We start from the raw sequence: 24,623 nt of genomic DNA, 5'->3' as shown, positions 1-24,623 counted from the left end.
TCCAATATAAAGAGACTCCCGAGGCCAGCCGATGCCCACTTCTACCTTGCCTACGTCCCCTCTTGCCGAGGTTTACGATATCGCCGTCATCGGCGGTGGGATTAACGGTGTAGGGATTGCAGCTGATGCCGCCGGTCGCGGTCTGTCGGTGTTCCTTTGCGAAAAAGACGACCTGGCCAGCCACACCTCATCCGCCAGCAGCAAGCTGATCCACGGCGGTCTGCGTTACCTCGAACATTATGAATTCCGTCTGGTGCGCGAAGCTCTGGCCGAGCGCGAAGTGCTGCTGGCCAAAGCGCCACACATCGTCAAACCGATGCGCTTCGTGCTGCCACACCGCCCTCACCTGCGTCCAGCCTGGATGATTCGTGCCGGCCTATTCCTTTATGACCACTTGGGCAAGCGGGAAAAGCTCGCCGGTTCCAAAAGCCTGAAGTTCGGTGCCGACAGCCCGCTCAAAGCGGAAATCAGCAAAGGCTTCGAATATTCCGATTGCTGGGTCGATGACGCCCGCCTGGTCGTCCTGAACGCCATGGCCGCCCGCGAAAAAGGCGCCCACGTTCACACCCAGACTCGTTGTGTCAGCGCCCGTCGCAACAAAGGGATGTGGCACCTGCACCTGGAACGCACCGATGGCAGCCTGTTCTCGATCCGCGCCAAGGCGCTGGTGAACGCCGCCGGCCCGTGGGTCGCCAAGTTCATTCGCGATGACCTGAAGATGGAATCGCCATATGGCATCCGCCTGATCCAGGGCAGCCACCTGATCGTGCCGAAACTCTACGACGCGCCGAATGCCTTCATTCTGCAGAACGAAGACCAGCGCATCGTGTTCGCTATTCCGTACCTGAACCACTTCACCCTGATCGGTACCACCGACCGCGAATACACTGGCGACCCGGCCAACGTAACGATTACCGAGGGCGAAACCGATTACCTGCTTAACGTGGTCAACGCGCACTTCAAGAAGCAACTGACCCGCGATGACATCCTGCACAGCTATTCCGGTGTTCGTCCGCTGTGCAACGACGAATCCGACAACCCATCGGCCGTAACACGCGATTACACCCTGGCGTTGTCTGGCAACGCCGAAGAAGCGCCGCTGCTGTCGGTGTTCGGTGGCAAGCTGACGACTTATCGCAAACTGGCCGAATCGGCGTTGGCTCAACTGGCGCCGTACTTCAAAGACATCAAGCCAAGCTGGACCGCCCAGTCGACACTGCCAGGCGGCGAAGACATGACCACCCCACAGGCGTTGAGCTCAAAGATCCGCGATAAATTCGACTGGGTGTCGAGCGAAATCGCTCGCCGCTGGGCCACCACCTATGGCAGCCGCGTCTGGCGCTTGATGGAAGGCGTGCAGAACCTTAGCGACATGGGCGAGCACATCGGTGGCGGCCTCTACACTCGCGAAGTCGATTATCTGTGCAGTGAAGAATGGGCCGTGAGCGCGCACGATATTCTGTGGCGCCGCAGCAAACTGGGACTGTTCACCACCCCGGCAGAGCAGGAAAAATTGCAGCAGTATCTGGACAAAGTCGTAAAGAACCGCAGCAAGATCGAAGCGGCCTGATCGGGAATCCGGTCATAGAAACGCCCCTGAGCCGAAAAACTCAGGGGCGTTTTCGTTTGTGCAAAAGCCTGGCCCCCACAGAGGACGAGGAATGCCAATCAATCATTCGGTTTTCCGAACGTGCCTTACAGCCTGATTCGGTTTACCGGATATTCCACCCGCGAAATTGTCGCCATAAATATTTAATACCCTTTTAAATCAATTACTTGATCTGACCAACCTGGCCTGGCACGAGTCATGCTCTACACTCTTGGACGAATGCCTGATGTGCCAACACTTCAGAAGCCCTCAAGGTATTTGCAGTACAGAAAGGCCGATGACCTGGCTCCATAAAAAAAACAATGTCGAGGAAAATTTGATGCGTATCGTTCCCCATCTTCTGGGCGCAGCAATCGCTGTTGCTCTGATTAGCACTCCAGTTTTCGCAGCCGAACTCACCGGCACCCTGAAGAAAATCAAAGAGTCCGGCACCATCACCCTCGGACATCGCGACGCTTCCATTCCGTTTTCCTACATCGCAGACGCTTCCGGCAAACCGGTCGGCTACTCCCACGATATTCAACTGAAAATCGTCGAAGCCATCAAAAAAGACCTGGACATGCCGAACCTCAACGTCAAGTACAACCTGGTCACCTCGCAAACCCGTATCCCGCTGGTGCAGAACGGCACCGTGGACGTGGAATGCGGCTCCACCACCAACAACGTCGAGCGTCAGCAGCAAGTTGACTTCTCCGTCGGCATCTTCGAAATCGGCACCAAGCTGCTGACCAAAAAAGACTCCGTGTACAAAGACTTCGCTGACCTCAAAGGCAAGAACGTCGTCACCACCGCCGGCACCACGTCCGAGCGCATCCTGAAGTCGATGAACGCCGACAAGCAGATGGGCATGAACGTCATCTCCGCCAAAGACCACGGTGAGTCCTTCCAGATGCTGGAAAGTGGCCGTGCCGTTGCCTTTATGATGGACGACGCGCTACTCGCCGGTGAAATGGCCAAGGCCAAGAAGCCGACTGACTGGGCCGTGACCGGTACTCCACAGTCGTTTGAAATCTACGGCTGCATGGTCCGCAAGGGCGACGAGCCGTTCAAGAAAGCGGTCAACGACGCCATCATCGCGACTTACAAATCCGGCGAAATCAACAAGATCTACGAAAAATGGTTCATGCAGCCAATCCCGCCAAAAGGCCTGAACCTGATGTTCCCGATGAGCGAAGAGCTCAAGGCATTGATCGCCAATCCGACCGACAAAGCGGCTGACGAAAAGAAATCCTGATTTCTGACTAACCTTACATCCTGAAAGGGCAAAAGCTCTTTCAGGAGTCTGTCACTACCTGCTGGCATTTTTGGAAACACTCGAACCGGTGGTTGTCGAGCCGATCGCGTGTGCCTGACGTCAACGTCAGGTGGGAACGGATTTCCTCCAAGCAGGTGCTTGTACATCGATCGATCAGAGGGGAGACCCTAATGAATTACAACTGGGACTGGGGCGTGTTCTTCAAGTCCACCGGCGTGGGCAGCGAGACTTATCTCGACTGGTTCATCGCAGGTTTGGGCTGGACCATTGCCATCGCCGTGGTGGCCTGGATTGTCGCCTTGCTGTTGGGCTCGATACTCGGCGTCATGCGCACCGTACCGAATCGCATCGTATCGGGCATCGCGACCTGCTACGTCGAACTCTTCCGTAACGTGCCGTTGCTGGTTCAGCTGTTCATCTGGTACTTCCTGGTACCGGACATGCTGCCGGAGAACCTGCAGGAGTGGTACAAGCAGGACCTCAACCCGACCACCTCTGCTTACCTGAGCGTTGTCGTGTGTCTGGGCCTGTTCACTGCCGCACGGGTCTGTGAACAAGTGCGTACCGGTATCCAGGCGCTGCCTCGCGGCCAGGAAGCCGCCGCTCGCGCCATGGGCTTCAAGCTGCCGCAGATCTACTGGAACGTGCTGCTGCCCCAGGCCTACCGGATCATCATTCCGCCGCTGACCTCGGAATTTCTCAACGTCTTCAAGAACTCCTCCGTGGCCTCGCTGATCGGCCTGATGGAGCTGCTCGCGCAGACTAAGCAGACCGCCGAGTTCTCCGCCAACCTGTTCGAGGCCTTCACACTGGCCACCCTGATCTACTTCACCCTCAACATGAGCCTAATGCTGCTGATGCGTATGGTAGAGAAGAAGGTCGCAGTGCCCGGTCTGATTTCCGTGGGGGGTAAATAATGGACTTCGATTTCAGTGGAATCGTCCAGGCCACACCGGGCCTGTGGAACGGCATGGTGATGACCCTCAAGCTAATGGCCTTGGGCGTCTCCGGCGGGATCATCCTCGGCACGATCCTGGCGCTGATGCGCCTGTCCCACAATAAACTGCTGTCGAACATTGCCGGCGCCTACGTTAACTACTTCCGTTCGATCCCGCTGCTGCTGGTCATCACCTGGTTCTACCTGGCGGTGCCGTTCGTACTGCGCTGGATCACCGGCGAAGACACCCCGATCGGCGCTTTCGCCTCGTGCATCGTGGCCTTCATGATGTTCGAAGCGGCGTACTTCTGCGAAATCGTTCGGGCCGGCGTGCAGTCGATCCCCAAAGGTCAGATGGGTGCTGCTCAGGCATTGGGCATGAGCTACGGCCAGATGATGCGGTTGATCATCCTGCCGCAAGCGTTCCGCAAGATGACCCCGCTGCTGCTGCAACAGAGCATTATCCTGTTTCAGGACACCTCTCTGGTCTACGCGGTCGGTCTGGTGGATTTCCTCAATGCTTCGCGCGCCAGTGGCGACATCATCGGCCGCTCCAATGAGTTCCTGGTCTTCGCAGGTCTGGTGTATTTTATAATCAGCTTTGCCGCCTCGCAGCTGGTCAAGCGTCTACAAAAAAGGTTTGCCGTATGATCTCTATCAAGAACGTCAACAAGTGGTATGGCGACTTCCAGGTACTGACTGATTGCAGCACCGAGGTCAAAAAAGGCGAAGTGATCGTGGTGTGCGGCCCGTCGGGCTCCGGCAAATCCACCCTGATCAAATGCGTCAATGCTCTGGAACCGTTCCAGAAAGGTGACGTTGTGGTCGATGGCACCTCCATCGCCGACCCGAAAACCGATCTGCCAAAACTGCGTTCGCGGGTCGGCATGGTGTTCCAGCATTTCGAGCTGTTCCCGCACCTGACCATTACCGAAAACCTGACCATCGCACAGATCAAGGTGCTGGGCCGCAGCAAGGAAGAAGCCACCAAGAAAGGCCTGCAATTGCTTGAACGCGTAGGTCTCTCGGCCCACGCCCACAAGCACCCGGGCCAACTCTCCGGTGGTCAGCAGCAACGTGTGGCCATTGCCCGTGCGCTGGCAATGGACCCGATCGTCATGCTGTTCGACGAACCGACCTCGGCACTCGACCCGGAAATGGTCAACGAAGTACTCGACGTGATGGTGCAACTGGCTCATGAAGGTATGACCATGATGTGCGTGACCCACGAAATGGGCTTCGCCCGTAAAGTGGCGGACCGGGTGATCTTCATGGACCAGGGCAAGATCATCGAAGACTGCAAGAAAGAAGAGTTTTTCGGTGATATCAACGCCCGCTCCGACCGTGCCCAGCACTTCCTCGAGAAGATTTTGCAGCACTAAAAACCGGACAACTGCTGGATGCCACACACATCCCCTGTGGGAGCAAGCTCGCTCCCACAGGGGCCGGTGGTGGCTCCCTAGTAAGAGCTCTGGTTGACCCAAGGCATCTGTGATGAAATGCGACCCCACTCTCTATCGCGCCGCGCCGCCATCACTCGCCGTGAAACCCCGCCTGATTCGCCATCTGTTCCTGCCTCCACTGATCATCCTGTTGATGATCGGTTTGGGTTATGTCGGCTTCTGGGTCAGCGAGCACTACGGGATTCGTACCCTCAGCGAGAACGGCGAGCGTCAGTTGGAACTGCACGCCCGCGCCGTCGAAAGCGAGATCAGCAAATACACCTACCTGCCCAGCCTGCTGGAGCTCGAGTCCAGCGTCTCGAAGCTGCTGGCTGACCCGTCCCCGGAAAACCGGCAGACGGTCAATGATTACCTCGAAGGCCTGAACCGGCGCAGCCGCAGTCGGGCCATCTACATTATGGATACCACCGGCCGGGTGATGGCCACCAGTAACTGGCGTGACTTCGACAGTTATCTGGGCGAAGACCTGTCCTTCCGTGCCTATTTCCAGAACGCCGTGCGTGGCCAGCCAGGGCGTTTCTATGGCATCGGCAGCACCAGCGGCGAACCCGGCTATTACCTGGCCCACGGCCTGGAAGAGCAAGGCAAGATCATCGGTGTCGCAGTGGTCAAAGTGCGCCTCGAAGCCATGGAAGAGCGTTGGCAACGGGCGCGCCTGGAAGCCTTTGTCAGTGACGAAAACGGCATCATCATCCTCTCCAGTGATCCCGCACGACGGCTAAAATCGGTTCGTCCGCTCAGTGATGAAACCAAGGAGCGGCTGGCGCGCAGCCTGCAGTATTACTGGTTCCCGCTCAACGAACTGCAACCGCTGGCCCGCGAACACCTGGCCGAAGGCGTAGAGAAACTGACCTTCCCGGCCAACACCGAACTGGTGTCGAATGAAAAGGAAATCAGTTACCTGTCGCAGACCCGGCCGCTGAGCGATACGCCGTGGAACTTCACCCTGCTGACGCCCCTGCAAGACCTGCGGCGCGAAGCCATCAATCAGGGGATTCTGGTGGCCGTGGCGTTTGCCTTGGTCGCGTTTTTGCTGATTGCATGGAACGAACGGCGCAAGGTCATCGCCACCCGCCTCGCAGCCCGCGAAGCCCTGCAAGAAGCCAACAACCAGTTGGAGCGCAAGATCGCCGAACGCACGGCCGACCTGCGCGCCAGCAACGAACGCCTCAAGAGCCAGATCCGCGAGCGGCGCCAGGCCGAAGAAACCTTGCGCCGCGCCCAGGATGAATTGGTGCAGGCCGGCAAGCTGGCAGCCATCGGCCAGATGTCCACCAGCATTGCCCATGAACTGAACCAGCCGCTGGCGGCCCTGCGCACGCTGTCGGGCAATACCGTGCGCTTCCTGGAGCGCGGTGCACTGGACACCGCCAGTGCCAACCTCAAGACCATCAACGAGCTGATCGACCGCATGGGTCGCATCACCGCCAGTTTGCGTTCCTTCGCCCGCCGCGGCGATGACCTGGGCCAGGCCAGCCTCGGCAAAGCCGTCGACGCCGCCTTGCAGTTACTCGGCAGCCGGCTGGAAAGCAGTGAACTGCAACTGCACCGCGATTTCAGTGACGTGCAGGTGCAGATCGACCAAACCCGTCTGGAGCAGATACTGGTCAACTTGATCGGCAACGCACTGGACGCCATGCAGGCGCAACCGTTGCCCGAGTTGTGGCTGGAAGGCGAAACTGTCGACGGCAAATACCGGCTGCGGGTGCGCGATAACGGCCACGGCATCGACGCCGAGACGCGCAAGCATTTGTTCGAACCCTTCTTCACCACCAAACCCGGCGAACAGGGATTGGGCCTCGGCCTGACCCTGTCGGCGAGCCTGGCCGCCGCTACCGGCGGCAATCTGGGCGTCGAACACCCGGCCAGCGGTGGTACCGCCTTCGTCCTCAGTTTACCGTTGGTAAGCCCCCTTCAAGCCGAGCCAATATGAACAACGACCTTACCGTGCTGATCGTCGAAGACGATCCCCATGTCCTGCTCGGCTGCCAGCAAGCCCTGACCCTGGAAGATATTCCCTGCATTGGCGTCGGCAGCGCCGAGGAAGCCCTGGCGCAAGTCGGCGATAATTTCGCCGGGATCGTCATCAGCGACATTCGCTTGCCAGGCATCGATGGCCTGGAATTGCTGACCCGCCTCAAGGCCCGCGATCGCAGCCTGCCCGTGGTGTTGATTACCGGCCATGGCGACATCTCCATGGCGGTGGGCGCCATGCAAAAAGGCGCGTATGACTTCATGGAGAAACCCTTCTCTCCCGAGCGGTTGGTGGACGTGGCCCGACGTGCACTGGAGCAACGCAGCCTGGCCCTGGAGGTTTGGTCGCTGCGTCGGCAACTGGCCGAACGCGATTCGCTGGAAGGTCGGATCATCGGGCGCTCACCGGCCATGCAAAACCTGCGCGAGCTGATCGCCAACGTCGCCGACACCTCGGCCAACGTGTTGATCGAAGGCGAGACCGGTACCGGCAAGGAACTGGTCGCGCGCTGCCTGCATGATTTTAGCCGCCGCCATTCTCAGCAATTTGTCGCACTGAACTGCGGCGGTCTGCCGGAGAACCTGTTCGAAAGCGAAATCTTCGGCCATGAAGCCAACGCCTTCACCGGTGCTGGTAAACGACGGATCGGCAAAATCGAACACGCTCACGGTGGCACGCTGTTCCTCGATGAAGTGGAAAGCATGCCGCTGAACCTGCAGATCAAACTGCTGCGGGTGTTGCAGGAGCGCACGCTGGAACGCCTCGGCTCGAACCAGAGCGTCGCCGTCGACTGCCGGGTGATTGCGGCGACCAAGTCCGACCTGGATGAGTTGAGCAAGGCCAGTCAGTTTCGCAGCGACCTGTATTACCGCCTCAACGTGGTGACCCTGGAACTGCCGCCGCTGCGTGAACGCCGCGAAGACATCCTGCAATTGTTCGAACACTTCCTGCAGCAGTCGTCCCTGCGCTTTGACCGCACCGCACCGGAACTGGACAACCAGACTCTGTCGAACCTGATGAGCCATGACTGGCCGGGTAATGTGCGCGAGTTGCGCAACGTCGCCGAACGTTTCGCCCTTGGCCTGCCGGCCTTCAAAAAGTCCGGTAGTAACGTCAGCCAAGGCTTGGGGTTTGCCGAGGCGGTCGAGGCTTTCGAGCGCAACCTGCTCAACGACGCCTTGCAGCGCAGCGGCGGCAACCTGACTCAAGCCAGCCTGGAATTGGGAATGGCCAAGACCACGCTGTTCGACAAGGTCAAGAAATACGGACTGAGCCACTAACCCTGCACCTGCGAGTACATTGTGGATTTATTGTTGAAAGCGACATTGGGCGCCGCCGTGGTGCTCATCCTGGCCGCTCTGGCGAAAACCAAGAACTACTACATCGCCGGGCTGGTACCGCTGTTTCCGACCTTCGCGCTGATCGCCCACTACATCGTCGGCAAGGGCCGCTCGCTGGATGACCTGAAGACCACCATCGTGTTTGGCATGTGGTCGATCATTCCCTACTTCATTTATCTGGCGACCTTGTATGTGATGGTCGATCGCTTGCGTCTGGAGTTGTCGTTGGCCGTTGCCGCCGTGGCGTGGTTGATGGCGGCGACGGTGTTGGTGACACTTTGGGTTCGGTTTCACGCCTGAGATTGCTTCGCGAGCAAGCTACATGATCGGCACCAGACCAAAGGATCCGAATCCAATGCTGGCCCGTCCCTTGCATTTACCCTGAAAAGCCCGCTCGGCCTGCATTCATGATCGATGAAGCCGGTGTCTGAGGGGGGCTGCCTGGGGTGAATCCAAGCCTTGAATATTCTAGATCTCGACCACAGCCTGACGGCTCAGGCGCCTATTGCTCGATTGCTGGAAAGTGGCCGCGCCAGGCGTCTGGACTTGCTCGACCTCGGGCCGAAACTGCGTTTGTGGTCCAGCGAAAAAAACTACCGGCGCTTCGCCGAACGCCTGCGGCAGCGGCCCAAACACAGCGGCCCGCAGCCGGAAATCTTCTTTGTCGGCTCAGGCGATTACCATCACTTGACCCCAGCCTTTCTCGCCGACCTGACGGAGCCGGTCAGCCTGATCCACTTCGACAACCATCCTGACTGGGTGCACTTCGCGCCACGTCGGCATTGCGGTTCGTGGGTCAACCGGGCATTGAAGCTGCCAAACGTCAAACGCATCGTGACCCTCGGTCCGTGCAGCGATGACCTGCAAAACCCGCAGCTCAAGGGCGGTAACCTCGGTGCCCTGCGACGCGGTGATCTGCAGCTGTTCCCTTGGCAACACCCACCGTCCAAGGTCTGGGGCCGGGTCGGTGATGGCGCCGGTCATCGCCAACAAGAGAACCTCCTGCACTGGCGCAACCTCGCGGATCTTGACTGGCCCGAGTTCCTCGCGCAGCTGATCCACAGCCTGCCGACCGAAGCGATCTGGATCACCATCGACAAGGACGTGCTCGCCAGCGAAGACGCCGCGACCAACTGGGATCAGGGCGGCATGCGCCTGGCGCACCTGTTGCAAGCCCTGCGCATACTGGCCGCGGGCAAACGAGTCGTCGGTATCGACGTCTGCGGTGAGTTCGCGGTGCCTGTGTTCAGCAATGCCTTCAAACGCTGGGAAGCCAAGTCCGATCAACCGCCCGCCGAGCGCTGGAGCGAAGCGGATTTGCTGCGCAATTCAATAACCAATCAAGCCTTGATCGCGCTGTTTGAGGAACTGTTCCCGTGACTTTGACCGTAACGTTGCTGTTGGCTTTCTCCATTGTTCTGGACGTCATCGGTCAGCTCTGCTTCAAGCTCGGCCTGGACCGTTTGCCTGAGCTTGAAGGCGACTTCCGGCTGAATGCCTTCTGGGGGCAAGTGTTCAACGCGCCGCTGCTCTGGTGCGGTATCGGCGCTTATGTCATCGAGTTTTTCGTCTGGCTCGAGGCACTGTCCCGCGCGCCGCTGAGCCTGTTGTTTCCGGCGGCGGCACTGGCTTACTGCGGTGTGGTATTCGTCGGCAAAGTGATCCTGGGTGAAACCGTCAGCCTGCGCCGCTGGCTCGGCACATTGGTGATTACCCTGGGCGTGATGCTGGTCTGTATCGCCGGGACCTGAGACTCGATCAATGAGCTCGATCAATGAACAAAAGAGGAACACCGCAATGACCCGTGCTACTGCGCAGGATTGGCTCCACGGACGCTTGGGCACCATCGTGCTCTGGGCGTTGTTGATCGGTTTTGAAAGTTCCGGGCAAATCGCGACCAAAGTCGGCGGCGATCAATTAGGACAGATGGCGTTCAGCATCCAATGGCTGCTGGCCGTGGCCGTCAATCCAGGTGTACTGCTGGCCATCGTCTGCTATATCGGCGCGTTTTTCGTCTGGATGCTGATCTTGCGCCGCAGCAGCCTGTCTTTGGCCTTTCCACTGAGTTCGCTGGTGTTTGTGGGGGTCCTGCTCGGTTCCTGGCTGGGCCTGGGCGAACAGATCAGCCTGCTGCACTGGGTCGGAGTGGCAGTGATTATTGGCGGAATAGCGTTGCTGGCGGAGGGGAAAGAGGCATAAGAGCAACACGATCCCCTGTAGCAGCTGCCGCAGGCTGCGTTCGGCCGGGGACCGGCCGCAATTCTGGCGTCTCAATATGCCTGACGAACCGCATTCTATGGTTTACGACTGCTGCGCAACCGAACGCAGCCTGCGGCAGCTGCTACGAGAGCCTCGTCATCTTCAGAATTTATAACTAACGACCACCTGCACCTCGCCCTGGTTCACATGCCCCTCCTGCCTGACGATGCTGCTGTCCGCCGCCGAGCCGGTCAGGTGAATCCAGCTGGCACTGGTCAGCAGCGACCAATGCCTTGCCAGAGGAAACTCAAAGCTCTGGGTCAGCGCCAGGTTCTGCAAGCCGCCACTGGCGTGGTATTCGCGGATTCCTGAGGCCTGTGCCTCTTGGGCATTGACCCCAAAGAAGGTCTGGGTCTGACGACCATCGGCGAAGTGCGCGGTGAGGTTGCTGCTGCCGATAATCCCTGCACCCAGCGGATAGCCCAGTTCACCGCCAACACGCCCCAGTACCCCGCCCTGACCGCTCCTGCCGCCTACGGCCTGCCCGACTTGGGCGAAGACCCGCCAGAAGTCTTGCGGGCTGTACTGGATGAACCCGCCCACCTCAGCCATATCCGGCACATTGCGCAGCCCTTGTAACGAACCATTGGCGGTGCGGCCCGGCAGGTAATTAACGAACGGACCCGCGCTAAAGCCGTTGGCTTTGAAGGCATTCCAGACCAAACCGTCGTCTGTGCTCAGGCTGACATCCCCCCAGTCCAGATCGAGGTACGGCACCGGCACCGTTTCATAACGACTGCCAGTCGGATCGTGGGGTTGATAGCTGATACCGAGGCCAGCCTCACCCTTGATGCCATCGGCCAACGCGCCGGCGCTGAAGCACAGCAGACCGGCCAGCAAAGCGAAAGTAACCCTGCACATGGAACACATTCCTTATCTGAACCTACGCGCATCAATCCCGAACGCGCCTGCTCACGCAAGCACTCATGTTGTTTGTAGCGACCTACAAAAATTGTAGCTTCAAACACCTGTAATACCGGCCAAAGCCCGCCAGCGGTGGGCCACAGTCACTTGGCACAGTCCCTGCTCTCCCCCTTGGCATGCGCAACAGCGCGCTCCTACCCAATAGGTAATGCAGATGATTGACTGGCATATCGTGTGTGATTTCGACGGGACCATCACCCGCACCGACGTGATCGACAACATCCTCCAACGCTTCGCCGACCCAAGCTGGGAAACGATCGAAGACGAGTGGTTGTCTGGCCATATTGGTTCCCGTGAATGCTTGAGCCGGCAGTTGTCACTGGTCAAGGCCTCGCCCACCGAACTGCTCGGGTTCTTCGACAGCGTCGAAATCGACGCCGACTTCCCGGACTTCGTCGACCACGTGGTGGGCCTCGGAGCCTCCATCGAAGTGGTCAGCGACGGCATCGAGCAAGGCATCGCCCGGATCCTGGCGCGCAACTACGTAAGCCTGTTGCCGATCCTCGCCAACCGCCTGCGTCAGGTCGATCACAACAGCTGGCGCATCGATTTCCCGTATTCGAGTGACGCCTGCCGCGCCGCCTCCGGCAACTGCAAATGCAAGTCCACGCCCAAAGGCAAACGCGTGCTGGTGATCGGTGACGGTCAATCCGACATGTGCGTGGCCGCCTCCGCCGATTTCGTCTTCGCCAAGGATCGTCTGGCCGAGCATTGCGAACGCAATGGCATCGCCCATGCCCGCTTCGACTCCTTCGCCGAACTCCCCGCGTTGCTGGCCAAACTGCCGAACAGCAGCGCCGCCAACGCCAACGCCTTCTCGCTTGAACACTCTTCAGAACACTCTTCAGAACAACAGGAACTCTTCCATCATGTCTGATATTCGAATCGCTACCGCAGAAGACCAGATTCTTCTGGAAAAAGAAGCCAAGTACTGTTCCTACGGCGACACCGTTCACTACATCGAACCGCCACGCATCTTCAGCCGTTGCGAAGGTTCCTACGTATGGGACACCAGCGACCAGGCCTACCTCGACCTGCAAATGTGGTACTCGGCGGTCAACTTCGGTTACGCCAACCCGCGCCTGAACAACGCGCTGAAAAAGCAGATCGACACCCTGCCGCAGATCGCCAGCCAATACCTGCACAAAGGCAAGATCGAGCTCTCGGAAATGATCGCGGTCGACGCCAAGAAGAAGTTCGGCCTCGACGGTCGCGTGCACTTCAACGTCGGTGGTTCGCAGTCCATCGAGGACTCGCTGAAAGTCGTGCGTAACGCCAGCAACGGTAAGAGCCTGATGTTCGCCTTCGAAGGCGGCTACCACGGCCGGACCCTCGGCGCGTCGTCGATCACCTCCAGCTACCGCTATCGCCGCCGTTATGGCCACTTCGGTGAGCGCGCGCAATTCATCCCGTTCCCGTACCACTTCCGTGGCCCGAAAGGCATGACCAAGGAAGAATACGGCAGCCACTGCGTGCAGCAATTCGCCCGTTTGTTCGAGACCGAATACAACGGCGTCTGGGACCCGAAAACCGGCCAGTGCGAATACGCAGCCTTCTACGTCGAACCGATCCAGGGCACCGGCGGCTACGTGATTCCGCCGATGAACTTCTACAGCGAACTCAAGCAGGTGCTGGATCAGCACGGCATATTGATGGTGGTCGACGAAATCCAGATGGGCTTCTACCGTACCGGCAAGCTGTGGTCGATTGAGCACTTCGATGTCAAACCGGACGTGATCGTTTTCGGCAAAGCGCTGACCAACGGCCTCAACCCACTGGGCGGCATCTGGGCTCGAGAAGAATTGATCAACCCGAAAATCTTCCCGCCAGGTTCGACCCACTCCACCTTCGCCTCCAACCCGCTGGGTACGGCCGTGGGTCTGGAAATGTTCAAGATGACCAGCGAAGTCGACTACGGCGCAATGGTCATGAACAAAGGGAAATACTTCCTCGAAGGCCTCAAAGACCTGCAAAAACGCTACCCGATCATCGGCGATGTCGATGGCCTGGGTCTGGCGCTGCGCTGCGAAATCTGCGGCCCGGATGGCTTCACCCCGGACAAGGCCACCCTGGACTTCATGGTCGAAGAAGGCATGAAGGGCGACATCGAAATCGACGGCAAGCGCTTGGGTCTGATCCTCGATGTGGGCGGTTACTACAAGAACGTCATCACCCTGGCACCGTCCCTGGAAATCAGCTACCCGGAAATCGACCTGGGCCTGGCCCTGCTCGACCGTCTGCTGCACCGGGCCATGAAGCGGTGAACATGGCAGAGATCGATCTGGGCGAAGGCAACGCCGGCTTCGTTCTCGGCAATGGTCCGATCGGGGTCTTGTTGATCCACGGCCTGACCGGCACCCCGACGGAACTCCGTCGGGTGGCCCAGGGCCTGGTCAAGGGCGGGACGTGCACGGTGTACGTGCCCACACTGGCCGGGCACTGCGGGGACAACAGCGACTTGCAAGCCACCGGCTGGCAGGACTGGTACGAAGGCGTGCGTAAAACCTTCATCGGCGTGCGTCAGCGCCACGAGCAGGTGTTCGTCGGCGGCCTGTCCATGGGCGCGGTCATGTCCATGTACATCGCCTCCGAGCACCCAGGACAGATCAGCGGCCTGTTGATGTATTCCACCACCCTGCGCTACGACGGCTGGAGCATCCACAAGCTGGCGTTCCTGACCCCGCTGTTGATGAGGATTCCGTTCGGCGTGCACATCTGCAATTTCGAGGAGAAATCGCCCTATGGCATCAAGAACGAACGCCTGCGGGCCATCGTCGAACGCCAGATGAAGGCAGGTGAAAGCAGCAACGCCGGACTGTTGACCATGGAAGGCGTCACCGTGCGCGAATTGCACCGGATGAACGCGGTGGTCAAAAAGCGCATGCCGTCGATTAACACGCCGGCCCTGGTGCTGCACGCCATCGAGGACGACATCACCAGCCGCTGGAACGCCGATTATGTCGAGCGAAAACTCGGTGGCCCGGTGACCAAAATCATGCTGGACAATTGCTATCACATGATCACTGTCGACCTGCAATACCGCCGTGTCGTGGAGTTGAGCGCAGAGTTCATCGAACAGCATTCCCTAAACCAGACCTCGCGCGAAGATTTTCGACAGCTAGCCTAGCTTAAGGAAAAGCCGTGATCACCACCCAAGCCTTTTCGACCATTCAGGCCATCGAGCGCAGTGCCTGGAATGATTGTTTTCCAGATGCTCTGGAGGGTTGGGACTATTACGTCGCCGTGGAAAATGCCGGTATCGAGGACTTTCAGTGGCGCTATCTGGCCCTGTACGAGGACTCGACGCTACTGGCCGTGGCGCCAGCGTTCATGACCCGGTATCGACTCGACACTACGGTTCAAGGCGTGGGTAAGCGTTTTACCCAACGCCTGGAACAACTGTGGCCGGGTATCCTGCAGTTGCGCCTCTATGCCATCGGCTCGCCGGTGGCCGAGCAGTGCAATGCAGGGACCGCCAGCCATGTTGCTGCGCATCGACGCCAAGCGTTGCTGGAGCAGTTACTGAGCGCGGCCCGCTGCGATGCCGACAGTTTCGGTATCGGTCTGCTGGCCGTCAAAGATGCACCCAGTAATGATGAGCAATGGGCCGCCAGCTGCCTTGGTGCAGGTTTTCAAGCGATGCCAAGCCTACCGACAGCGGTGCTGCCGGTGCCGTTCGGCTCGATCGATGCGTACCTGGGCTCTCTTGGAAAATCTACCCGCAAGGACCTGCGGCGCAAGCTTCGCGCCCCCGCGCCACGGATCGAGTGGCGGCGTTCCATCGACGACGTTCTGCCGAGCATAATGCGGTTATACGAAGCGACGTTGTCGCGCAGCGATCTGCAGTTCGAACGACTACCAGCAAGCTACTTCACCGGCATCCTCAAACACCTCGAAGATCGCGCAGTCTGCGTGCTGTATTGGGTCGACGAGCAGTTGGTGGCGTTTAACCTGATACTGATTGACCAACAACGCCTGATCGACAAGTTTTTCGCCCACGACATCGAATCCAGTCGTGAGTACAACCTGTATTTGCGTAGTTGGCTGGCCAATGTCGACTACTGTATTCAACACAATATTGCGCTGTACGAGTGTGGCCAGGCTGGCTATGCCAGTAAGCTGCGGCTCGGCTGTGAGTTTCAGGGCAACACGCTGTTCTTCCGCCATCGCAACTGGCTAATTAACACGCTGCTGAAACTGGTGAAACTGTTTGTCCGACCGGATCGATCCGACCCTGCCATGGCTGCTGCGATAAGCGAAACCTGATGACCACAAAAGACCACCGTCCCCCGCGTCCGTTTGCCATCTCGCATTGGAGTCTACAGCGCAAGCTGGTGCTGGCGTTCTGGCTGGTCAGCGTGATCCCGACCATGATTGCCGCCGAGCTGGCGGCCGCTACCCTGTCGCAAATTTTCGATAGCAACGTGCGAATCTGGTTGCAGGAGTCGACCAAGATCGTAGAAGACGAGATCAGCGAGATTCAGCGCGAAAACGCACGGGTCGCGCAGCTGTTCTTGCGCTATACCCGCCCGCCGACGGATCGGTCCGCGGCCAAACACGGCAAAATGACCGTCGACATCGCCGACTCAATGGGCATCGACGTGGTGGCGTTAATCCGTGCCAGCGACCACAAAGTGGTGTTCAGCACCGTCTCTGATGACATCGTCGGGCAAATCAGCACCGCACCCAATGCCGTGCTGCAGACCCTCCAGGTCGGTGGCGTAACGACCGGCGCCGTGGTCTCGACCTTTGAGACCACCCAGGCCGGTGTCGACTACCAGTTGCTGATCGTCACGTACCTGGACAGCAGCTTTCTCACCAGCGTCGCCGAAGTGCATTCCCTCGACCTGCGTTTGTACCTGTCGAAGGCGGGTGAGTTTTCCGAGGTCTTTGCCTCCCAGCGCTTCGAGGATCACCCGGCGCAGGTGCCACACAACGTCGAGGAAATCCTGCGCACCACCAAGCAACCCAGTGAACAATTCACCAATCGTTACAGCGGGCTCTATCGGCCGATCTTCAACGATGGCGGTGATCTTCAGGGGGTGATCTTCAGCGGTTTGCTGCGCCACAGCAGCCTCGTCGGGCTGGTGAACCAGAGTGACCTGTTCATCCTGATCTTCCTGCTCAGTTCGGCAGCATCACTGTGCGTCGGCTGGCTGGTCTCGCAACGCCTGACCCGACCCTTGCGCGATCTTTCCAAAGGGGTGCGAGCAGTGATCGCCGGCGATTATCAGCAACGGGTGGTAGTGACGGGCGGCGACGAACTGGCCGAACTGAGCAGCACCTTCAACCACATGACCGCACGCCTGGGCGAGCTGCAAAATCTGGAAGCGCAGCTGCGCCGCCGCGATCGCCTGCATGCGCTGGGCGAGGTGGCCATGGGGTTGGCCCATGAAATCCGTAACCCGCTGGGCATCATCAAAACCGCCACCCAACTGCTGCACCGACGCGCCGACCTTCCGGAAAACGACAAACGCCATCTGGAATACGTGGTCAGCGAAGTCAGCCGAATCAACGACCTGATCACCGAGTTTCTCGACTTCGCCAAACCCAGCGCACCCATGCGCTCGACTCAGCCGGCGCGGCCATTGGTCGAAGAGCTTATTGGCTTTTGTGCTCCTGAGCTTGCGACCCACAACATTGATGCGCGGATCGACGATCAGGCGCCGGGCGCGACTGTCCACGCCGATGCGCGGCAACTCAAACAGGCCTGTCTGAACCTGATTCTCAACGCCATCGACGCCATGCCCGAAGGGGGTCGTTTGACCCTGGGTATTGGCAAAGACCAGGAAGAGACGATCATCAGTGTGTCGGATACCGGCCAAGGCATCGAACCGGACATGCTCGAGCGTATTTTCACCCCGTTCGTCACCACCAAGGCGACCGGTACCGGGCTGGGTCTGGCGAAAGTTTTCTCGATCATGGAAAACCATGATGGACATGTCGAATGTGTCAGTGAAAAAGATGCCGGCGCCACCTTCAGCCTGTACATTCCGGCCAACGGTGAAGACAGCGGTGAGGACAACGATGACGCATAACATTCTGGTGGTCGACGACGAGCCCAAGCTCTGTGACCTGTTGTCTTCAGCCCTGAGCCAGAACGGCATTCAAGTGTTCACTGCCGGTAACGGCCTGCACGCGCTGACCGTTCTCGAGCAGGAAGATATCGACCTGGTGATCAGCGATTGGCGCATGCCCGGCATGGACGGACCGCAGTTGCTGGCGGAAATCAAATTACGTTTTCCGCAACTGCCGGTGATCGTCATGACCGCTTACAGCACGGTGAAAAACGCTGTGCAGTCCATGCGCAATGGCGCCTTCGACTACATCGCCAAGCCGTTCGACATCGACGAACTGGACATCACCGTCAGCAAGGCTTTGCAGTTTCGCGACATTCTCAAAGACAACCAGCGCATGCGCGCCGAACTCGACGAACACCAACAAATCGACAGTCTGGTGGGCGACAGCCCGACCTTTCGCCGGGTGCTGCAAGCGGTCGATTCGGTCCGCGAAAGCAACGCCACCATCCTGCTGACCGGCGAAAGCGGCACCGGCAAGGAAATGGTCGCCCGGGCCATCCATAAACACGGCAACCGCGCTGACAGACCCTTTGTTGCGGTCAACTGCGCGGCGATCCCCGAAGGCCTGTTGGAAAGCGAAATGTTCGGCCATCGCAAAGGCGCGTTTACCGGCGCTGTCGCCGATCGCGTCGGGCGCTTCATGCAGGCCGACAAGGGCACGCTGTTTCTTGACGAGGTCGGCGACATGCCACTGGCCTTACAGGCGAAGATTCTGCGGGCCTTGCAGGAACGCGTGATCGAACCCGTGGGCGACCCGCGTGAGCGCAAGGTCGATGTGCGGGTCATCGCCGCCACCAACAAGAACTTGCTGGAGGCGGTGGCCAACAAAGAGTTTCGCGAAGACCTCTACTACCGACTGAACGTGTTCCCGATTCCCCTGCCTGCCCTGCGCAATCGGGTCGAGGACATCGCGCCGCTGGCCCGGCATTTCGCCCACACCCTGGGTGCCACCGCCGGCAAGCGTATCACCGGCTTCAGCCCGCAGGCCTTGCAGGCCATGACCCATTACACCTGGCCGGGGAACATCCGCGAACTGCAAAACTGCGTGGAGCGCGCGACCATCGTTGCCACCGGCAGCATCATCGAAGACAGCGACCTGCCGGCCTATTTGTTCGCCTCACAACCCACTGACAGCAGCGCCAGTGCGATTATCCGCGAAGGTTCCGGCGTGCCAACGGACCTCGACGCAGCGCTGGCCGAAGTCGAGAAGACTTACATCCTCGCCGCCCTGCAACAAAGCAACGGCGTCCAGGCCGCTGCTGCGCAGCTTATCGGCATCTCCGAGCGCAGCTTCTGGTATCGGCTGAAAAAGCTCGGGATTCATGTGGACAAGATTGTGCGGTGAATTCCTGAGATATTGATCGTTCCCACGCGCAGCAAAGGAATGCAGCCCGTGACGCTCTGCGTCACATTCAAGAGCGGACGCAGAGCGTCCATTGAGGCGTTCCCACGCAGCGTGGGAACGATCTGCACCAGTTCTAAAGCAAATTCGGCGCCAGCACCGGATCAATCTGCGCCCAATGCGACGTATCTTCGCGATGGCTCTGCAAATACGGCAGTACCGCCGCCAGCAACGGCGCCTTGAATGCCTCCTGAAACCGATGAGCCAACCCTGGAATCAGCTTTAACTGACTGCCCTGGATGTGCGCCGCCAAGTGCACACCGTGCATCACCGGCAGCAACGGGTCGGCGGTGCCGTGCACCACTAACGTCGGCACCCGCAATTGATTGAGCAACGCCACCCGGCTCGGTTCAGCGAGAATCGCCATGATCTGGCGCTTCACGCCTTCAGGATTGAAGGCGCGGTCATAAGAAACCGCCGCCTGATGCAGCAACGCCTGCCGATCATCCACCACCTGCGGACTGCCCAAGGCTGCCAGCAAATCCGCCTGTTGCTCGAGCGCCACTTCGCGGCTCGGTGCACTGCGCCGTGAGAGCAATTGCACCAACGCCGCGTTTGGCGCCGGCAAGCCTTCGGCGCCGGAGCTGGTCATGATCAGGGTCAGGCTTTCCACCCGTTGCGGCGCCATGGCCGCCATGTGCTGGGCAATCATCCCGCCCATGCTCGCACCCAGAACGTGGAACTGCTCCACATGCAAGGCATCCATCAGGCCCAGCGCATCGTCCGCCATATCGGTGAGGGTGTACGGTGCCGCCACCGGCAAACCGAGTTTGTAGCGCAACACCTCAAAGGTCAGGTTGGCGCTGGCGGGCGCTTGGCGCCAGGTGGAAAGTCCGACATCGCGGTTGTCATAGCGAATCACCCGAAAGCCCTGCTGACACAGCGCGGCCACCACCTCGTCCGGCCAATGAATCAACTGCCCGCCCAGGCCCATCACCAGCAGCAAGGCCGGATCCGAGGCACGGCCAATGCTCTGATAGGCCAGGCTGACCTGATTCAGTTCAACCCGTTGGGTCGGTACGTTGACGTCGCAACGCGACGCCGCAAAAGACGGTAGGCCGAATAGCAGCGCGACCAGAAAAAGTGTCGCTTGAGAAAACAATGCACGCATGAAAAACACCGAAACGCAGAACTCCAGTAGAGCGCGAGTCTGATGAACTTTGATCAAGCGCGCTGCCACAGTTGCGTGACAGTTTGATGAAGATTGCCGAGTGGTCGTTTTAGCGACCGCGTTATCGTTCATCGCGAGCAAGCCCGCTCCCACACTTGACCAGTTCAGCCGCCGAATTTTCGGCTAACACAGATCTAATGTGGGAAGGGCCGGGCGACGTTCGTTTGCTCGCGATGGCGTCCGAACTGGCGATATAGAGCGCTAAGCCAACTGGTTGCGCAACTGCCGCGCCGCCGCAACCATGTTCACCAGGGCCACTTCGGTTTCCGGCCAGGCCCGGGTTTTCAGGCCGCAGTCGGGGTTGACCCACAACCGTTCGGCCGGGATGCGTTTGACGGCTTTGCTCATCAACTTGACCATCTCGGCGGTGTCCGGCACCCGCGGCGAATGGATGTCGTAGACGCCCGGGCCGATATCGTTCGGGTAGTCGAAGGCCTCAAACGCTTCCAGCAGTTCCATGTCCGAGCGCGAAGTCTCGATGGTGATCACGTCGGCGTCCATGGCCGCGATGGACGTGATCACGTCGTTGAATTCGCTGTAGCACATGTGGGTGTGGATCTGGGTTTCGTCAGAAACGCCCGATGCCGTGAGGCGGAAGGCTTCCACCGCCCAATCCAGGTATTGCTGCCATTGCGCACGGCGTAGCGGCAAGCCTTCACGGAAGGCGGCTTCGTCGATCTGGACGATTTTGATCCCGGCCTTTTCCAGGTCCACGACCTCATCACGCAGGGCCAGCGCCAGCTGCTGCGCTTGAACTTTGCGCGACACATCTTCACGCGCGAAGGACCACATCAGCATGGTGACCGGCCCCGTCAGCATGCCTTTCATGACCTTGTCGGTCAGGCTCTGGGCGTATTGAATCCAGTCCACGGTCATGGCGTTCGGGCGGCTCAGGTCGCCGAAGATGATTGCCGGTTTCACGCAGCGCGAACCGTAGCTCTGCACCCAGCCAAAGCGCGTGAACAGGTAGCCGTCGAGTTGCTCGGCGAAGTATTCGACCATGTCGTTGCGCTCGGCTTCACCGTGGACCAGCACGTCCAGCCCCAGGCGCTCCTGGACGTGTACGGCGTGGCGGATCTCGCTGTGCATGGCGTCGGTGTAGTCGTTGGCCGACAGCTTGCCCTGCTTGAAGGCCTGACGCGCCAGACGAATCGACGCGGTCTGCGGGAACGAACCGATGGTGGTAGTCGGAAATGCCGGCAGTTTCAGGCGAGCGCGCTGCACCTCGATGCGCTGGGCGAACGGCGATTGACGCTGGCTATCGGCAGCGCTGATGGCGGCGATACGGGCCTGGACCTCAGCTTTGTGAATGCGCGGCGACGCAGCACGGCTGGCCTGTACGGCACGGTTCTCAGCCAGCGCGGCTTGCACAGCCGGGGCTTGCGGATCATTCAAGGCATCGCGCAGTACGGCAATTTCGCCACACTTTTGCACGGCGAATGCCAGCCAGCTTTTCAGCTCGGTATCGAGTGTGTCTTCGCGGCTCAGATCCACCGGGCTGTGCAGCAGCGAACAGGAACCGGCCACCCAGAGGTTGTCACCGAATCGCTCTTGCGCGGTTTTCAGTTGTTCCAGCGCCTGTTCCAGCTCACAGCGCCAGACGTTGCGGCCGTTGACCAGACCCACCGAGAGCACTTTGTAAGTCGGCAGGCGATCGAGTACCGCCGCCAGTTGGTCTGGAGCGCGCACCGCGTCAATGTGCAGGCCATCCACCGGCAGACCGACGGCCAGCCCGAGGTTGTCTTCCAGACCGCTAAAGTAGGTCGCCACGAGTTTTTTCAACGGCGAATATTGCAGGATGTGATAGGCGCGCTCGAAGGCGTTTTTCCATTCCTGTGGCAGGTCCAGAGTAAGGATCGGCTCGTCGATCTGCACCCATTCCACACCTTGGGCCGCCAGACGACCGAGGATTTCGCCGTAAATCGGCAGCAAGCGCTCCAGCAGGTCGAGCTTGTCGAAGTCGCCGCCTTTGGCCTTGCCCAGCCACAAGTAGGTTAACGGGCCGATGATCACCGGTTTGACCTTGTGACCCAGCGCCAGCGCTTCGTCGACTTCCTCGACAAGCTGCTCCCAGCTCAGTTTGAATGCTTGGTCCGCGCTGAATTCCGGGACCAGGTAGTGGTAGTTGGTATCGAACCACTTGGTCAGTTCCTGAGCGTATTGCGCCTGGGCATGTTCGCCGCCGCAGCACGACGCGCTGGCGCCGCGGGCCATGGCGAACAGGGTGTCGAGGGTCGGCAGGCCACGGGCATCCTTGACACTGTCGAAACGCTCGGGGATCACTCCGAAGGTCAGCGAGTGGCTCAATACCTGGTCGTACCAGGCGAAGTCACCGACTGGCAGCAGGTCGATACCCGCGTCTTTCTGCAGTTGCCAGTGTCTGGCGCGCAGTTCACGGCCAACGCTTTGTAACGCGCTCTGTTCGAGGTCGCCCTTCCAATAAGATTCGAGGGCTTTTTTCAGTTCGCGGTCAGCGCCAATGCGCGGAAAACCAAGATTGTGGGCCAGGGCCATGACGACATTCCTCCATAAAAGATGGTGCTATTGTCGACAGCCACAGCAACATGAGACAAACTCAACCTTTTCGTGTTGATCACAAGTTTTTCTCATGGAGGCCCCGGTGCTGGAAATCCGTCACCTGAAGACCCTGCACGCCTTGCGCGAAGCAGACAGCCTGGTGGAAGCCGCCGAGCGCTTGCACCTGACCCAGTCCGCGTTGTCCCACCAGTTCAAGGAGCTGGAGGAACGCATGGGCATGCAACTGTTCGTGCGCAAGACCAAACCGGTGCGTTTCACCAGCGCCGGGCTGCGTCTGCTGCAACTGGCCGATGCTACTCTGCCGCTGCTGCGCGGCGCCGAACGGGATATCGCCCGGTTGGCTGGCGGCACCGCTGGGCGTTTGCACATGGCCATCGAATGCCACAGTTGCTTCCAATGGCTGATGCCGACCATCGACCAGTTCCGCGATGCCTGGCCAGAGGTTGAGCTGGACCTGGCCTCGGGGTTCTCCTTCGCGCCCCTGCCCGCCCTGGCACGTGGCGATCTGGATTTGGTGGTGACGTCCGACCCGCTGGAGTTGGCGGGTATTACGTATGTGCCGCTATTCACCTACGAAGCGATGCTCGCGGTGGCCAATCAGCATCGATTGGCGAGCAAGCCGTACATCGTGCCGGAAGATTTGCTCAGTGAAACCCTGATCACCTACCCGGTGGAACGGGATCGACTGGACATCTTCACCCGCTTCCTGGAACCAGCCGACATCGAACCGGCGCAGGTCCGCACCTCGGAGCTGACGGTGATGATGATGCAACTGGTGGCCAGCGGCCGTGGCGTGTGCGGCATGCCCCACTGGGCGCTGCATGAATACAGCTCACGGGGTTACGTGAAGGCCAAGCGGCTAGGCGAGAAAGGTTTGTTTGCGACGCTGTACGCCGGGATTCGCGCCGATATGCTGGACGCGCCGTACATGCGCGACTTCTTGCTGACCGCCAAAGACACCTCGTTCTCGACCCTGGATGGAGTGAGTGCGGTGCGCTAAAAGCCCACGCCCTCAAGATCTGCGCGGTCCTTGTGGGAGCCGGGCTTGCCCGCGATGAACGATAACGCGGTACATCAGGCAAACCGCAGCGTCTGCTTCGCGGGCAAGCCCGGCTCCCACAGGATTTGTACCGCTATTGGGATATTTACTCCGCCCCCAACTCCCGCCACATATGAATCTTGTCGAGGTACTCCTCGCCCACCCTCACCGCCAGCGGCTCAAGCCCGAATTGTACGAAACCGCAGCGTTGATACAGGGCAAACGCCGCGTTGTTGCCGGCGGTGACGGTCAGTTGAATCAACTTTAACCCTTGATGCACCCGCGCCTCGGCGAGTGCGGCTTGAACCAGTTGATAACCCAACCCGCCATGGCGAAACCCGGCCGACACATACATACCGAACAGTGTGGCCTTGTGCCGGGCTTTTTCCCGTGGTTCGAAGGCCAGACCGACGATCCCCACCAGGTTGTCACCCTCAAATGCACCGAGCACCCGATCCAGATCACTGGTCAGGCGTGACTCCCACCAGGCCAATGGCATCGCCGCACGTTCGGCGACACTCGAGGTGAACGCCTCGGGATGCAGACCGTAGGCTTCGAGCATCAACGCCCGATACCGCATGGCGTGTTGTGGGCTGAGACGTTGAATGGTCATAGCTTCTTCAAATCAGCG

General features: G+C 59.5%; 22 protein-coding genes. 18 read left to right on the top strand and 4 right to left on the bottom strand.

What is annotated here, in order from left to right; translation table 11 throughout:
- The first annotated feature begins 31 nt into the window (after nt 1-31).
- The 11 genes from glpD to ACN1C3_RS25190 all read left to right on the top strand — a co-directional run bounded on the left by glpD (nt 32) and on the right by ACN1C3_RS25190 (nt 10,778).
- Complete coding sequence (gene glpD, locus ACN1C3_RS25240) at nt 32-1,570, top strand: glycerol-3-phosphate dehydrogenase (RefSeq protein ID WP_419118462.1); 1,539 nt, start codon at nt 32-34, stop codon at nt 1,568-1,570.
- 358 nt (nt 1,571-1,928) lie between these two features.
- Nucleotides 1,929-2,843, top strand: a complete 915-nt coding sequence (locus ACN1C3_RS25235) for a glutamate/aspartate ABC transporter substrate-binding protein (protein WP_419118461.1) — start codon at nt 1,929-1,931, stop codon at nt 2,841-2,843.
- 191 nt (nt 2,844-3,034) lie between these two features.
- Nucleotides 3,035-3,781 (top strand): amino acid ABC transporter permease, encoded by a 747-nt coding sequence (locus ACN1C3_RS25230; RefSeq protein WP_419118460.1) that lies wholly within the window; start codon nt 3,035-3,037, stop codon nt 3,779-3,781.
- Entirely contained in the window at nt 3,781-4,452 is a 672-nt protein-coding gene (locus ACN1C3_RS25225; protein ID WP_419118459.1) for an amino acid ABC transporter permease, read from the top strand. Before ACN1C3_RS25230 ends, ACN1C3_RS25225 begins: the two co-directional genes overlap by 1 nt.
- Complete coding sequence (locus ACN1C3_RS25220) at nt 4,449-5,183, top strand: amino acid ABC transporter ATP-binding protein (protein ID WP_401116171.1); 735 nt, start codon at nt 4,449-4,451, stop codon at nt 5,181-5,183. Before ACN1C3_RS25225 ends, ACN1C3_RS25220 begins: the two co-directional genes overlap by 4 nt.
- A 112-nt stretch (nt 5,184-5,295) precedes the next feature.
- Entirely contained in the window at nt 5,296-7,197 is a 1,902-nt protein-coding gene (locus ACN1C3_RS25215) for a sensor histidine kinase (protein ID WP_419118458.1), read from the top strand.
- A complete protein-coding gene (locus tag ACN1C3_RS25210) occupies nt 7,194-8,519 on the top strand; it encodes a sigma-54-dependent transcriptional regulator (RefSeq protein WP_419118457.1) in 1,326 nt (441 codons plus the stop codon). Before ACN1C3_RS25215 ends, ACN1C3_RS25210 begins: the two co-directional genes overlap by 4 nt.
- A gap of 30 nt (nt 8,520-8,549) precedes the next feature.
- Nucleotides 8,550-8,879 (top strand): GlpM family protein, encoded by a 330-nt coding sequence (locus tag ACN1C3_RS25205; RefSeq protein ID WP_419118479.1) that lies wholly within the window; start codon nt 8,550-8,552, stop codon nt 8,877-8,879.
- Between the two features lie 159 nt (nt 8,880-9,038).
- The gene (locus tag ACN1C3_RS25200) at nt 9,039-9,959 is read left to right on the top strand and encodes an arginase (RefSeq protein WP_419118456.1); all 921 of its coding nucleotides are present in this window, start codon (nt 9,039-9,041) and stop codon (nt 9,957-9,959) included.
- Nucleotides 9,956-10,330: an EamA family transporter gene (locus tag ACN1C3_RS25195; protein WP_419118455.1), complete on the top strand. Its 375-nt coding sequence runs from the start codon at nt 9,956-9,958 to the stop codon at nt 10,328-10,330. Before ACN1C3_RS25200 ends, ACN1C3_RS25195 begins: the two co-directional genes overlap by 4 nt.
- Nucleotides 10,331-10,376: 46 nt before the next feature.
- Nucleotides 10,377-10,778, top strand: coding sequence for an EamA family transporter (locus tag ACN1C3_RS25190; RefSeq protein ID WP_419118454.1), 402 nt, complete (start codon nt 10,377-10,379; stop codon nt 10,776-10,778).
- A 162-nt stretch (nt 10,779-10,940) separates the two neighbouring features.
- Here the strand turns inward: ACN1C3_RS25190 and ACN1C3_RS25185 are convergent, their stop codons facing one another.
- Nucleotides 10,941-11,699 (bottom strand): MipA/OmpV family protein, encoded by a 759-nt coding sequence (locus tag ACN1C3_RS25185; RefSeq protein WP_419118453.1) that lies wholly within the window; start codon nt 11,697-11,699, stop codon nt 10,941-10,943.
- A gap of 217 nt (nt 11,700-11,916) precedes the next feature.
- Between ACN1C3_RS25185 and ACN1C3_RS25180 the strand changes: the two genes are divergently transcribed.
- Genes ACN1C3_RS25180 through ACN1C3_RS25155 form a run of 6 tightly spaced genes read left to right on the top strand, consistent with a single transcriptional unit; the run spans nt 11,917 to nt 19,187 of the window.
- The gene (locus tag ACN1C3_RS25180) at nt 11,917-12,639 is read left to right on the top strand and encodes an MtnX-like HAD-IB family phosphatase (protein ID WP_419118452.1); all 723 of its coding nucleotides are present in this window, start codon (nt 11,917-11,919) and stop codon (nt 12,637-12,639) included.
- A complete protein-coding gene (locus ACN1C3_RS25175) occupies nt 12,632-14,026 on the top strand; it encodes an aspartate aminotransferase family protein (protein ID WP_419118451.1) in 1,395 nt (464 codons plus the stop codon). Before ACN1C3_RS25180 ends, ACN1C3_RS25175 begins: the two co-directional genes overlap by 8 nt.
- Nucleotides 14,023-14,889, top strand: a complete 867-nt coding sequence (locus ACN1C3_RS25170; protein WP_419118450.1) for an alpha/beta hydrolase — start codon at nt 14,023-14,025, stop codon at nt 14,887-14,889. The genes ACN1C3_RS25175 and ACN1C3_RS25170 overlap by 4 nt, the downstream gene beginning before the upstream one ends.
- A gap of 14 nt (nt 14,890-14,903) precedes the next feature.
- Nucleotides 14,904-16,028 (top strand): GNAT family N-acetyltransferase, encoded by a 1,125-nt coding sequence (locus tag ACN1C3_RS25165; protein WP_419118449.1) that lies wholly within the window; start codon nt 14,904-14,906, stop codon nt 16,026-16,028.
- Nucleotides 16,028-17,800, top strand: a complete 1,773-nt coding sequence (locus tag ACN1C3_RS25160; RefSeq protein ID WP_419118448.1) for an ATP-binding protein — start codon at nt 16,028-16,030, stop codon at nt 17,798-17,800. The genes ACN1C3_RS25165 and ACN1C3_RS25160 overlap by 1 nt, the downstream gene beginning before the upstream one ends.
- On the top strand, nt 17,790-19,187 hold the full coding sequence (locus ACN1C3_RS25155; RefSeq protein ID WP_419118447.1) for a sigma-54-dependent transcriptional regulator: 1,398 nt from the start codon (nt 17,790-17,792) through the stop codon (nt 19,185-19,187). The genes ACN1C3_RS25160 and ACN1C3_RS25155 overlap by 11 nt, the downstream gene beginning before the upstream one ends.
- A 133-nt stretch (nt 19,188-19,320) precedes the next feature.
- Here ACN1C3_RS25155 and ACN1C3_RS25150 read toward each other — a convergent pair whose 3' ends face one another.
- Nucleotides 19,321-20,355 carry an alpha/beta fold hydrolase gene (locus ACN1C3_RS25150; RefSeq protein WP_419118446.1) on the bottom strand — a complete coding sequence of 345 codons (1,035 nt, stop codon included), beginning with the start codon at nt 20,353-20,355 and terminating at the stop codon, nt 19,321-19,323.
- Nucleotides 20,356-20,616: 261 nt separating this feature from the next.
- Entirely contained in the window at nt 20,617-22,929 is a 2,313-nt protein-coding gene (gene metE, locus ACN1C3_RS25145) for a 5-methyltetrahydropteroyltriglutamate--homocysteine S-methyltransferase (RefSeq protein WP_419118445.1), read from the bottom strand.
- A gap of 106 nt (nt 22,930-23,035) precedes the next feature.
- Here metE and metR point away from each other — a divergent pair, with 106 nt between their 5' ends.
- A complete protein-coding gene (gene metR, locus ACN1C3_RS25140; protein WP_419118478.1) occupies nt 23,036-23,953 on the top strand; it encodes a transcriptional regulator MetR in 918 nt (305 codons plus the stop codon).
- A 145-nt stretch (nt 23,954-24,098) separates the two neighbouring features.
- On the opposite strand, the gene ACN1C3_RS25135 is transcribed toward metR, so the two are convergent.
- Nucleotides 24,099-24,605, bottom strand: coding sequence for an N-acetyltransferase family protein (locus tag ACN1C3_RS25135; RefSeq protein ID WP_419118444.1), 507 nt, complete (start codon nt 24,603-24,605; stop codon nt 24,099-24,101).
- Nucleotides 24,606-24,623: the final 18 nt, after the last annotated feature.

The organism is Pseudomonas sp. H11T01, assembly GCF_048515765.1.
GTDB lineage: Bacteria > Pseudomonadota > Gammaproteobacteria > Pseudomonadales > Pseudomonadaceae > Aquipseudomonas.
This window is presented reverse-complemented; position numbering and strand designations above follow the sequence as displayed.

What these genes read in the sequence shown, in the direction of transcription:
- ACN1C3_RS25180 (WP_419118452.1), top strand. Translation starts at nt 11,917, where the DNA reads ATGATTGACTGGCATATCGTGTGTGATTTCGACGGGACCATCACCCGC.
- ACN1C3_RS25150 (WP_419118446.1), bottom strand. Translation starts at nt 20,355, where the DNA reads ATGCGTGCATTGTTTTCTCAAGCGACACTTTTTCTGGTCGCGCTGCTA.
- ACN1C3_RS25230 (WP_419118460.1), top strand. Translation starts at nt 3,035, where the DNA reads ATGAATTACAACTGGGACTGGGGCGTGTTCTTCAAGTCCACCGGCGTG.
- ACN1C3_RS25175 (WP_419118451.1), top strand. Translation starts at nt 12,632, where the DNA reads ATGTCTGATATTCGAATCGCTACCGCAGAAGACCAGATTCTTCTGGAA.
- ACN1C3_RS25225 (WP_419118459.1), top strand. Translation starts at nt 3,781, where the DNA reads ATGGACTTCGATTTCAGTGGAATCGTCCAGGCCACACCGGGCCTGTGG.
- metE (WP_419118445.1), bottom strand. Translation starts at nt 22,929, where the DNA reads ATGGCCCTGGCCCACAATCTTGGTTTTCCGCGCATTGGCGCTGACCGC.
- ACN1C3_RS25215 (WP_419118458.1), top strand. Translation starts at nt 5,296, where the DNA reads ATGAAATGCGACCCCACTCTCTATCGCGCCGCGCCGCCATCACTCGCC.
- ACN1C3_RS25185 (WP_419118453.1), bottom strand. Translation starts at nt 11,699, where the DNA reads ATGTGCAGGGTTACTTTCGCTTTGCTGGCCGGTCTGCTGTGCTTCAGC.
- ACN1C3_RS25160 (WP_419118448.1), top strand. Translation starts at nt 16,028, where the DNA reads ATGACCACAAAAGACCACCGTCCCCCGCGTCCGTTTGCCATCTCGCAT.
- ACN1C3_RS25155 (WP_419118447.1), top strand. Translation starts at nt 17,790, where the DNA reads ATGACGCATAACATTCTGGTGGTCGACGACGAGCCCAAGCTCTGTGAC.
- ACN1C3_RS25220 (WP_401116171.1), top strand. Translation starts at nt 4,449, where the DNA reads ATGATCTCTATCAAGAACGTCAACAAGTGGTATGGCGACTTCCAGGTA.
- ACN1C3_RS25235 (WP_419118461.1), top strand. Translation starts at nt 1,929, where the DNA reads ATGCGTATCGTTCCCCATCTTCTGGGCGCAGCAATCGCTGTTGCTCTG.
- glpD (WP_419118462.1), top strand. Translation starts at nt 32, where the DNA reads ATGCCCACTTCTACCTTGCCTACGTCCCCTCTTGCCGAGGTTTACGAT.
- ACN1C3_RS25210 (WP_419118457.1), top strand. Translation starts at nt 7,194, where the DNA reads ATGAACAACGACCTTACCGTGCTGATCGTCGAAGACGATCCCCATGTC.
- ACN1C3_RS25135 (WP_419118444.1), bottom strand. Translation starts at nt 24,605, where the DNA reads ATGACCATTCAACGTCTCAGCCCACAACACGCCATGCGGTATCGGGCG.
- ACN1C3_RS25190 (WP_419118454.1), top strand. Translation starts at nt 10,377, where the DNA reads ATGACCCGTGCTACTGCGCAGGATTGGCTCCACGGACGCTTGGGCACC.